Genomic DNA, 10,895 nt, shown 5'->3' with positions numbered 1-10,895 from the left:
GCCGTGCAGCCCTCCACGAGTCTCGCCCATGCCTTCGCCGTGCACTACCGCACGTTGCTGGCGTTCGCGCGGCGCCGCATGAAGTCGACGGAAGCGGCTTCGGATCTCGTGCACGACGCTTTCGTCAAGGTCGCTTCGCTGCCCGCGGACGAGGTCCGGCAGCCCCGCGCGTTTTTCGTGCGCGTGATCGAAAATCTGCTGATCGACCGGTTTCGCGAGAGCCGTGCGACGACCCATCTGCACATCGCCATGCCGGACGACGATAATGACGCCTGCGCCGAACTGGCCGTCGACCCGGACGACCCCAGCCGCTTCGCCGAAGCGGCGCAAACGGCCCGCGCGCTGGAACGGGCCGTGAACGCCTTGCCGCCCCGCTGCCGCGAGGTGTTCGTCCTGCGCAAGGTGCAGGGGCTGTCACACGAAGCCATCGCTACGCGGCTGGGTATTAGCCGGAACATGGTCGAGAAGCATTTGAAGCGCGCGCTGCTCGGACTGGGCGAGTTCGATCGCCCGACGCCCGAAGCCGCCCGTGTGCCGGACCATGATTAAGGATTCTCACTCAGCGGGTATGCCCGATCTCTCTCCGTCAGAAGCCGCCGCCGTGGCGATCGCGAGGCGCACGCGCCGCATTCGTGCCGAAGCGGCGGTGTGGGTCGTTCGCATCGATGCGGGCAGGGCCGCGCGCGACGACAGCCGGCTCCTGCGGTGGTGCGCGCGCTCAGCCGAGCACCGCGCCGGGTTCGATGCCGCGCTCGAACAGTGGCGCAACGCCGATGCGCTGCGCGAAGCCGCGCCCGCGCCCGCTCACGCGCCCGCTCCCACTTCCGTTCCCGCTGATACGCGCGAGCCGCGACGCCACTCATCGCGGCCTTCGCGCTGGCGCTTCGCCCTCACCGGGCCGCGCGCGGCATTCGCTTCGCTGCTGATCGCGGGCGGCCTGGGCGCGGCGCTCTGGCTGCACGCGCCCGACTTCGCGACCCGGCCCGGCGAGATGCGCACCCTCGCGCTCGCCGACGGCAGCGTCGTGCGTCTCGACGCCGACTCGGCCATCGACGTGCGGTACTCGCCGAGCGAGCGTCGCGTCGTGCTGGCGCGCGGGCGCGCCGCCTTCGACGTCAGACACGGCGATACGCGTCGCTTCGTCGTGCAGGCGGGCGGCGGCGAGACCGTGGATATCGGCACGGCGTTTCAGGTCAGCACGGCGCCGCTGCTTGCCACGCAGGGTGCCGACCGTGTGACCGGCACGACGCGCGGCGAGGCGGCGCTCGTCACCGTGACGCAGGGGCGCGTGGCCGTGCGCAACCCGGCGGGCCGCACCGAAGCTTCGGCGGGACAAAGCGTGGCGTACGGCGACGCGTCGCACGCGCCCGGCCGCGTCGATGTCGATCTGTTCAGCGCCACCGCGTGGCAGCGCGGCCGCATGGTGTTCGCCGATACCCCGCTCGCCGAGGTGGTCGCGGCGCTCAATCGCTACTGGCCCGGCCATCTCGTCTATGTGCGCGGGCGCGCCGCCAGCTTGCACGTCTCGGGCAACTTCGCGACGGACGCCCCCGCTCAAGCGGTCGCGACGCTGGCCGAAACCTTGCGCTTGCAGTCGACGCAGATCGCGGGCCGCATCGTGTTGTTGTCCGCAGCCGATTCCGCCGCGGACCGATAACGCCGCAAAAAAATTTCGCGAGCGACATCCGGTTTTTCGGCGCGCCCACGTCTATTCCCCCAATCGCTCACAAAACGGGGAATTTCGTTGTCGACACACGCTTCTTTCCGGCCGCTCGCCATCTGCACCGCGGTCACGGCCCTCTTTGCCCTTTCGGCCCTCTTCGCCGCATTGCCCGCCCATTCGCAAACCATCGCGCCCACGGCGACGCCGCCGGACACGGCGCAGGGCACACCGGCGCGCGAGTATCACATCGCGCCCGCCGGGCTCGACAGCGCACTCAATCAATTTGCCGAAGCGAGCGGCATTCAGATCGTCTACGCAAGCGCACTCGTGAGCGGCCGGCACAGCGCGGGCTTCTCGGGTCGCGCCGACCCCGCCAGCGCCCTCGCCGAACTGTTGCGCGGCACCGGCCTGCGAGCCGTGCGCGGCCAGAATGCCGCCTTCCTGCTCGAACCCGAACCGGCGCCCGCCGACCTCGGCGGCGCGGGACGCGAACTGCCTGCGGTGAAAGTCACCGACCGGCTCGTGAGCGAGCAGAACGACCCGACCGTGGCGAGCGCGGCGCTCAAGTCGAACGTGCCGCTCACGCGCACGCCGCAGTCGGTTTCCGTGATCGAGCGTCAACAGATGGACGAGCAGAACGTGCAGTCCGTCGCGCAGGCGTTGCGCTACTCGGCTGGCATCGTGCCGGAAACGCGCGGTATCGGCGACCGCTACGACAGCCTGCAGATGCGCGGGTTCGGCGGCTTCGGCGGCAACGCGGTGTACGTGAGCTTTCTCGACGGGCTCAATCTCGGACGCGGGCTCTCGTACGCCGTGCCGCAAATCGAACAATACGGACTCCAGAGAATCGAGGTTCTGCGCGGTCCCAGTTCGATACTCTACGGTCAGGCGAATCCCGGTGGCGTGGTGGTGCTCGAAAGCAAGCGGCCCGAAGCGGACCACGTCAACGAGGTGATGCTGGGCGCGGGTACGCACGATCGCTGGGAAGGCGCCTTCGATCTGGGCGGCGCGCTCGATGCCGACAAACGCGTGCTGTATCGCTTCGTCGGTCTCGCGCGCGACAACGACACGCAGGTCAATGGCACGAAGGAGCAGCGCATTTACGTGGCGCCCTCGCTCACGCTGCGCCCCGACGCCAACACGGAACTCACGCTGCTCGCCAGTTACCAGTACGACCCGAACAACGGCTACTACGGCTTTTTGCCCCGTTACGGCACGGTGTCGTACAACCCGAACGGACAGATCGGCACGGGCTTCAACGACGGCGAACCGGACTACGACCATTTCCGGCGCGAGCAGACCACGCTCGGCTACGCGTTCACGCACCGCTTCAACGACACCTGGACCGTGCGCCAGAACACGCGCTACATGCACATGTGGAGCGACTACCAGACGGTCTATTCGAGCGGCTACACCAGCAGCGCGAATCGCTATCTGAACCGGCTGACGACGGCTTCGCTCGAACACCTGGACGCGTTCTCGACCGACACCCAGGCGCAAGCCGACTTCCAGACCGGTGCCGTGCGCCACGCGGTGCTCATGGGCCTCGACTATCAGATGACGATGGCGGACCGCCGTCTCGCCTCGGGCAAGGCGCCCGCGCTCGACATCGCCGCGCCGGTCTATGGTCAGACGCTCGCGATGCCCGCACTCGCGAGCTACACGCGCCAGCGCACCGACGATCTGGGCCTCTATGCGCAGGACCAGATGACGCTCGGCAAATGGTCGTTCGTGCTGGGCGCGCGTGAGGACTACGCTTCGACGAGCGCGAACGAATACGTGAAACACACTTCGTCCTATCAGTTCGATCGCGCGTTCACGTGGCGCGCGGGCGTGCTCTACGCGTTCGACAACGGCGTCTCGCCGTTCGCGAGTTTCTCGCGCTCGTTCCAGCCCGTGACGTCGGGCACGACGGCGAGCGGCAGCCCGCTCAAGCCTTCCACGGGACGGCAGTTCGAAGTCGGGCTCAAGTATCAGATGCCGGGCACGACGAGCTTCACGACGCTCTCGCTCTACGACCTCGATCAGAACAACGTCTCGACGCCCGCCCCGAACAACGCGAGCTATCGCGTGCAAACCGGCGCCGTGCGCAGTCGCGGCGTGGAGGTCGAAACGCATCTCAACGTCACGCGCGATCTCTCGCTGATCGCCGCATACAGCTACACGAGCGCGTGGGTCGCCAGCGCCAACGACACGTCGCTCGGCCACACGCCGGCCGCGGTACCGAAGCAAACGGCCTCGCTGTGGGCCGACTACACGCTGCATCGCGGCACGCTCAAGGGCCTCGGGATGGGCGCGGGCATCCGGTATATCGGCAGTAGCTATGGCGCGGCCGACGACTCGTTCAAGGTGGGCTCCTACACGCTGGTCGATCTCGCGTTGCACTACGACCTGCGCAACTGGCGCTTTGCCGTGAACGCCTCGAACCTCTTCGACCGTCAATACGTGGCCGCCTGCGCGAGCAGCACGCAATGCTTCTGGGGCGTGCGACGCGAGGTGATCGGCACGGCGCGATATCAATGGTGACCCGCATGCTCAAGACAAAGCGATACCTTGCGATGGGGGCGTGCGCGGCGTTCTGCGCCGCGAGCGCCGCGACTGGCGCCCACGCGCAAGCACCGTTGGCGTCGAGCGTGCCGCCGGTCGTCGACGACAATCCCGCATCGGCCGCGTGGCCACGCGCGTTGTTGCCCGACACGCAATCGTTCGTGATCGAAAGCGGCGCGGAAGGGCTGCGTTATCGGATCTGGCTGTATCTCCCGCGCGCCGCGCCGGCCGCGCGTGAGCCACCGCAAGCCCCTGGCGAAACGCGTCGCGCCGCCACGCAAGACGCCGCGCCACCGCTGCTGGTCCTGCTCGACGGCAACGCGACGTTCGCGCTCGCCGTGAGCGCCGCGCGCCTTCAGCAACGTGTGATCGGGCCGGTGATGATCGCCGCCATTGCCGCCAATAACGACACGTTGTTCGACGAGTCACAGCGCTTTCGCGACTACACCACGCCCTCGCCCGACGGCTGGGGCGTGCCGCGCGACGCGCGCGGCGTACCGCTCGCGACGGGCGGCGCGCCAGCCTTCGAGGCCCTGCTCAACGAACGCCTGCCAGCGGCCATCGCGCAGCGCACCGGTCGCTCGCCTGCGCGCAAGATGCTGTTCGGGCATTCGCTCGGCGGCTTCCTCGTCTTGCACGATGCGCTTTCTCACCCCGGTGCGTACTCGCGCTATATGGCGGCCAGTCCGTCGCTGTGGTGGAGCGGTGCTGAGCTAGTGGCACAGGTGAAAGCGGACGCACGCGCCGCGACCGCGCGCGCGACCGGACGCCCCGCCGTTGCGCTCGCCATCCGCCTGGGCGGTGACGAACAGCGACTCGCCGCCGATGCGTCGGCCGCCCGCATCGAACGCGTGACGCACGCGGCCATGCTCGACAACGCACGCACCTTCGCGCAGGTCGTGAACCAGGCGCCCGCGCTCGGCTTCGACGTCGATCTCCAGGTCTACGCCGGCCAGAATCATGTTTCGTACTTGCCCGCGGCGATCAGCGAGGCCGTTGCACTGGCAGCGGCGCCCGAGACGGTGGACGTGAAACGGCCCGAGCGGTAATGCCCGTAGCCCGGCGCCCGTAGCCCGGCGCCCGGCGCCCGGCGCCTGCCGGACAGCGGCGCGATCTTCTCGCCCGGCGCCGATCGCGGTGGTGGCTTCCGCGAACTTCGGCGCGAGAGCGGCCGCAATCACGCGCGTTCGAGGTGCCGGCGCCATTCGCCGAGCAGCCCTTCGGCGAGGCTCCGGTCGAGCACGCCGTCCTCGATCGCGCCCACGCAGGCGCCGTCCAGCTCGAACTCCACTTCGAGCGACCATTGCGCCGACAACGCCCGGACCGCCTGCACGACGCGATCGACGTCCGCGAACGTGGCGGCGTCGAGGTCTTTCGGCAGCGTGTTGGCCGCCGTGCCGAGAATCTCGAGCGCGCCGCCCACCGTGCGATCCTCGGTGTCTACGCTAGTGCTGCGCGCGTCGTCCACACGATCCACGAAGACGGGCGGCGCGAGCAGCCACGTCGCCGCCGCGAGATCGTGGACCGTCTGTTTCACCGCTGCGGCGATCTCGTCATCGACATCCTGCGCGACGAAGAACAACAGGCGCTGGCGCGCGTACTCGCGGTGAAGATCGCCATTCATGGTCGGGGTCCTTGGGTGGGTGGATAACGGTCGGGTTAAGCCGCACGGCCCGTGGAGAGTACCGCACCTGCCGTCGTCCTGCGCCGACCCGGGCCGTTCGTGCCACGGCGCCTAGCCTCGCCGAAAGCGGGCGGCGGCGCGATGTGAACGCCCGCGCGCCTCGCTACCGTGCTTAAGCGCACCGCTACGACCGCTGATAATAAAGATTCTGCGGATGCCGCGCCTCGGCGAAAAAGTACCAGCGTTCCGCAACCAGCCCCGCATACTGAACGACGGCCGCCACGCAAAACAGCGCTAACGAGGCGCCAACGGACTGCATGACACCGCCGAGCGTCACGAGACACAGCGGCGCGAGAAATGCCGCGATCAGGAACAGCCACCGGATGCGGTCGAGCGTTTGCTGCGTCTTGCCGTGAAAGAATTCGCGCAGATTGAAGGCACCGGCCGTGAATCCGCGCGACTTCTGCTCCACCCGTGGCGCGCGAATGCCCGTTGCGGATTGAACCGTCGACTTCGGGCGCAACCGGCCATTGCGCATGAGCGAGGCGGAACGGGAAGCGCAACCGGCCAGCGTCAACACGCACGCGCAAACCGCCAGCGGCGCGGCCACGTGCGGCGCCAACCCGGCGGCGCAAGCCGTCGCGAGCGTAAAACCCGACGCGCAACCGAGCAGCACGAAATTGACGAGCGTGAGCGGCGTCGCCCATTCCTGGAGAAAACGCAGGCACGCGTAAATCATGCCCGTGCAAACGAAGAGCAATGCACTGGCGGCCACGGCCACGCCGCCTATGGCGAGCGTTTGCGAAACGCCCAGAAGATGCGCGAGGCCGTAGGCGAAGGTGCAGGCGAGAAACGCGGGAAGGCACAGACATTCGCGTGACAGCCACGACGTGCGCCACATCGCGATGGCTCGCCACGCGCGCTCGGGGTGACCGAGATGAAAGAACGAGGCGACGAGCCCCAAGGTGCCGAGCACGCACGCCAGCCCGGCGCCCGCCACGTAGAACAGCGCCGGAACCGCGGCCGAATCGCCAAAACCGAGCCGCAACGCCAGCTCGACGCCCACGAGCGCGACCAGCAGACCTTGGCCCGCGCCGCTCAGTGTCGTGAGAAACACAACAGAAAATGCCGGATTCATACCGTTCTCCGTGATCCGATATCGCGCGCGAAAGGCACGCCGCGTCAAACGCGCGTGGCGACCGAAGCCAGATTGAGCGCGCCATGTTCGAGCTGTGCCTCGAGCGTGACGGGTTCCAGCTCTTGCGCCGTCTTGCACGAGCACGCACCGCCGCCGCAGGACGTCACGGGCTGGCGTGGCAAATAGTGATTCGAGGGGCGCGTGCCCCATTCCGGCATCAGCTGATAACCGCCGCGCTCGCGAATCGCCTGCGAGACGACGGAATCGGGATCGTGAATATCCCCGAACAGGCGCGCCGAGGTCGGACACGCAAGCACGCAGGCGGGCTTGCGGTCGCGCTCGGGCAGCGCCTCGTTATAGATGCGGTCCGAACACAGCGTGCACTTGGTCATTTCCTTGCGCGCCTCGTCGATCTCGCGCGCGCCGTAGGGGCACGCCCACGCGCAGTATTTGCAGCCGATACAGCGGTCGTAGTCGACCAGCACGAGGCCGTCTTCCTTGCGCTTGTAGCTGGCCCCGGTCGGACACACCGGCACGCAGGGCGGGTCCTCGCAGTGCAGGCACGATTTCGGGAAATGAATGGTGTCGGCCAGCGGATATTTGCCGGCTTCGAAGGTCTGCACACGGTTGAAGAACGTGCCCGAAGGGTCGGCGTCGTAGGGACGGAAGTCGGCGAGACTGCCCGCTTCTCCCGAGGTGTTCCACTCCTTGCAACTCGTCACGCAGGCGTGGCATCCGACGCACACATTCAGATCGATTACGAGCGCCATCTGGGTCATAACGTGTTCTCCGGGTTACTTGCTCCTGGCCGCCTTCGCGAGACGCGCGGCAAACTCGCCACGCCCGGCGAAATAGGTCTGCACGACGCGATGAATGAAGCCCGCCGCGCCCGTGCCGAGTTCGCCCGGCAGCGCCGGCATGGGCGCGAACTGCGGGAGCGTGTGGTTCGCGTTGGCCTCCGCCGGATAGACACGCACCCGCACGTCGTACCATGCCGCCTGTCCCGTGACCGGATCGGAGTTCGAGGTGCGCGCATGATTCGCGTGCTGGCCCGGGATTTCGTCGGCGATCAGGTGGTTCAGCAGAAAGCCGCGCTGTGATTCGTTGGCGTCGGGCCCGAGATTCCACGCGCCCGCCGACTTGCCGATGGCGTTCCACGTCCACACGGTGCCCGGCTCGACCGCCTCGCTATGGCGCGCCATGCAGCGCACCTTGCCCCATTGCGATTCGAGGTAGATCCAGCCGCCATCCGCGATACCTTCGGCACGCGCCGTACGCGGATTCATGTACAGATAATTTTCACCGTGGATCTGCCGCAACCAGGCGTTCTGCGAGTCCCACGAGTGGTACATGGCCATGGGCCGTTGCGTGACGGCCGCGAGCGGAAAGCGCGCGTGATCGGTGCTGTCGTGTTCGAGCGGCGCGTACCAGAACGGCAACGGATCGAAATACCGGTCGATGCGCGCGCGCAGAGACTCGGGCGGTTGCCGGCCCTTCGTCTTGCCTTGCGCGGCGAGCCGGAACTTCTGCATCACGTCCGAGTACAGGGCGATGACGATCGGCTCGCTGAATTTGCGAAAGCCGTTCTCCACCGCGAACTCGAGGTAAGGACCGTTGCAGTTGCGCATGTATTGCATCGTCTCGGGCAGCGTGTAGTGATACACGCAGTTGTGCTGCGCGTATTCCTCCCATTGCCGCGGGTTCGCTTCGCCCACGAGCGCCTTGTCGCCGTTCTTGCCGCGCCAGCCGATCAGAAAGCCCACGCCGGAACCCGGCGCGGTTTGATGATTGACGATGAAGTCCGGGTAGTCGCGGTATTTGCGCGTGCCTTCCGGCGTCATGAAAGCCGGCAGTTTCAGGCGCCCGGCCAGTTCGACGAGCACTTCCTGGAACGGCTTGCACTCGCCGGTGGGCGGCACGACCGGCACGCGCACCGAATCGACCGGACCGTCGAACTCCGAGATCGGCCGGTCGAGCATCGACATCGCATCGTGCCGTTCGAGGTAAGTCGTGTCGGGCAGGATCAGGTCGGCGAACGCGGTCATCTCCGACTGAAACGCATCGCACACCACGATGAACGGAATCTTGTACTCGCCGTTCTCGTGCTGATCCGCGAGCATCTTGCGGACCTCGACCGTGTTCATCGACGAATTCCACGCCATGTTGGCCATGAAGATCATCAGCGTGTCGATGGGATACGGATCGCCGCGCCAGGCATTCGTAATCACGCTGTGCATGAGGCCGTGCACGGCGAGCGGATATTCCCACGAGAAGGCTTTGTCGATGCGTACGGGTTCGCCGTTATCGTGGATGAACAGATCCTCGGGACCGGCGGGCCAGCCGAGCGGCCCGTTCGCGAGCGGCGTGTTGGGCTTCACGTCGTCGGGGCAATTGGGCGGTTTGGCCGAGGGCGGCACCGCGCGCGGGTACGGCGACTTGTGCCGGAAGCCGCCGGGCCGGTCGATCGTGCCCAGCAACGACATCAGCACCGCCAGCGCGCGGATGGTCTGGAAACCGTTCGAATGGCCCGCGAGTCCGCGCATCGCATGAAAGGCAATGGGCGCGCCCGTCACGCTGGCGTGCGTTTCGCCCCACGAGTCGGTCCAGGGAATCGGCAACGTGATCTTCTGATCGCGCGCGACGTCGGCCATTTCGCGCGCGAGACGCCGGATCGTTTCGGCCGGAATGCCGGTGATCTCCGCCGCCCACTCGGGCGTACACGTCGCCACCTGCTCGCGCAACAGGGCAAACGAAGGCACGACGGCCGTGCCGTCCGCCAGCGTATAGCGCCCTTCGAGCGCGGGGCGCACGCCCGGCGTATGGTGCAGCACGGCCTTCTGGCCGACGGGGTCCCACCAGAGATGATTTTGCGGGAACAGCGCGTTGCGTTCCGGCGTGTGTTCGTCGCGCACGAACAAACCGTAGGTGTCGCTGTCTTCGCGCATGTCGAGCAGTTCGCCCGCATTCGTGTAGCGCTCGACGAACTCGCGGTCGTAAGCGCCGTGTTCGATCAACTCGTGCATCAGCGCCATGAACAGCGCGCCGTCGGTGCCCGGACGGATCGGCACCCATTCGTCGGCGATGGCCGCATACCCCGTGCGCACGGGATTGATCGCGATGAAGCGGCCGCCCGCGCGCTTGAACTTCGAGATTGCGATCTTGAGCGGATTCGAATGATGATCTTCGGCCGTGCCGATCATGAAGAAGAGCTTCGCGCGATCGAGATCGGGGCCGCCGAATTCCCAGAACGAACCGCCCATCGTATAGATCATGCCCGCGGCCATGTTGACCGAGCAAAAGCCGCCATGCGCCGCATAGTTAGGCGTGCCGAACTGTTTGGCGAAGAGCCCGGTCAACGCCTGCATCTGGTCGCGGCCGGTGAACAGCGCGAACCGCTTCGGGTCGGTCGCGCGCAGATGCGCGAGCCGCTTTTCCAGCACCTCGAACGCGACGTCCCACGAAACCGGCTCGAACTGCGCTGTCCCTCGCAACGCGTCCGGCTTGCGCATGAGCGGTTGCGTGAGGCGCGCGGGCGAATACTGCTTCATGATGCCCGACGAGCCTTTCGCGCAAATCACGCCCTGATTGAGCGGATGCTCCGGATTGCCGTCGATATAGCGCACTTCGCCATCACGCAGATGCACGCGAATCCCGCATCGGCACGCGCACATGTAGCAGGTCGTCGTTTTGACTTCGAGCTTTTCATTCTGGGTGCGGGGCGTATGTTCCATGACTCCTCCCAATGCGCGTGCGAGGCGAGCGGCACGAGCTTCATGCCGATAGCGAACATCCTATTGACGTGCCGCCCATAAGAAAACTCGCAATTGGCGATCTGAATCATCGGCGCGCGCGATACCTGCACCGCGCGGGTGCGCCAGCGCCCGAACCCACCGCGCCGTTGGGTACTCGAAAGCTCGAGCACG

8 protein-coding genes are annotated in these 10,895 nt (G+C 66.9%); 4 read left to right on the top strand and 4 right to left on the bottom strand.

Translation table 11 applies throughout. The annotated features are described in order from the left end of the window. Positions 1-3: 3 nt before the first annotated feature. From FAZ98_RS25330 to FAZ98_RS25315, 4 genes are all read left to right on the top strand, one after another. The gene (locus FAZ98_RS25330) at positions 4-549 is read left to right on the top strand and encodes an RNA polymerase sigma factor (RefSeq protein WP_267904869.1); all 546 of its coding nucleotides are present in this window, start codon (positions 4-6) and stop codon (positions 547-549) included. Between the two features lie 19 nt (positions 550-568). Next, positions 569-1,657: a FecR family protein gene (locus FAZ98_RS25325; protein WP_158955206.1), complete on the top strand. Its 1,089-nt coding sequence runs from the start codon at positions 569-571 to the stop codon at positions 1,655-1,657. Positions 1,658-1,744: 87 nt separating this feature from the next. After that, positions 1,745-4,189 carry a TonB-dependent siderophore receptor gene (locus tag FAZ98_RS25320; RefSeq protein ID WP_158955204.1) on the top strand — a complete coding sequence of 815 codons (2,445 nt, stop codon included), beginning with the start codon at positions 1,745-1,747 and terminating at the stop codon, positions 4,187-4,189. A 5-nt stretch (positions 4,190-4,194) separates the two neighbouring features. Further along, entirely contained in the window at positions 4,195-5,259 is a 1,065-nt protein-coding gene (locus FAZ98_RS25315) for an alpha/beta hydrolase (RefSeq protein WP_158955202.1), read from the top strand. A gap of 128 nt (positions 5,260-5,387) precedes the next feature. Here the strand turns inward: FAZ98_RS25315 and FAZ98_RS25310 are convergent, their stop codons facing one another. The 4 genes from FAZ98_RS25310 to FAZ98_RS25295 form a co-directional block, all read right to left on the bottom strand. Continuing rightward, complete coding sequence (locus FAZ98_RS25310; protein ID WP_158955200.1) at positions 5,388-5,834, bottom strand: hypothetical protein; 447 nt, start codon at positions 5,832-5,834, stop codon at positions 5,388-5,390. A 184-nt stretch (positions 5,835-6,018) separates the two neighbouring features. Next, the gene (locus FAZ98_RS25305) at positions 6,019-6,972 is read right to left on the bottom strand and encodes a dimethyl sulfoxide reductase anchor subunit family protein (protein WP_158955198.1); all 954 of its coding nucleotides are present in this window, start codon (positions 6,970-6,972) and stop codon (positions 6,019-6,021) included. 44 nt (positions 6,973-7,016) lie between these two features. Next, positions 7,017-7,751 carry a 4Fe-4S dicluster domain-containing protein gene (locus FAZ98_RS25300; RefSeq protein WP_158955195.1) on the bottom strand — a complete coding sequence of 245 codons (735 nt, stop codon included), beginning with the start codon at positions 7,749-7,751 and terminating at the stop codon, positions 7,017-7,019. A gap of 15 nt (positions 7,752-7,766) precedes the next feature. Beyond that, positions 7,767-10,703 carry a molybdopterin oxidoreductase family protein gene (locus tag FAZ98_RS25295; RefSeq protein ID WP_158955193.1) on the bottom strand — a complete coding sequence of 979 codons (2,937 nt, stop codon included), beginning with the start codon at positions 10,701-10,703 and terminating at the stop codon, positions 7,767-7,769. Positions 10,704-10,895 lie beyond the last annotated feature (192 nt).

The organism is Paraburkholderia acidisoli, assembly GCF_009789675.1.
Classification (GTDB): domain Bacteria; phylum Pseudomonadota; class Gammaproteobacteria; order Burkholderiales; family Burkholderiaceae; genus Paraburkholderia; species Paraburkholderia acidisoli.
The sequence above is the reverse complement of the archived record's forward strand: the minus strand, read 5'-3'. Positions and strand labels throughout refer to the sequence as shown.

What these genes read in the sequence shown, in the direction of transcription:
- FAZ98_RS25325 (WP_158955206.1), top strand. Translation starts at nt 569, where the DNA reads ATGCCCGATCTCTCTCCGTCAGAAGCCGCCGCCGTGGCGATCGCGAGG.
- FAZ98_RS25300 (WP_158955195.1), bottom strand. Translation starts at nt 7,751, where the DNA reads ATGACCCAGATGGCGCTCGTAATCGATCTGAATGTGTGCGTCGGATGC.
- FAZ98_RS25310 (WP_158955200.1), bottom strand. Translation starts at nt 5,834, where the DNA reads ATGAATGGCGATCTTCACCGCGAGTACGCGCGCCAGCGCCTGTTGTTC.
- FAZ98_RS25305 (WP_158955198.1), bottom strand. Translation starts at nt 6,972, where the DNA reads ATGAATCCGGCATTTTCTGTTGTGTTTCTCACGACACTGAGCGGCGCG.
- FAZ98_RS25295 (WP_158955193.1), bottom strand. Translation starts at nt 10,703, where the DNA reads ATGGAACATACGCCCCGCACCCAGAATGAAAAGCTCGAAGTCAAAACG.
- FAZ98_RS25315 (WP_158955202.1), top strand. Translation starts at nt 4,195, where the DNA reads ATGCTCAAGACAAAGCGATACCTTGCGATGGGGGCGTGCGCGGCGTTC.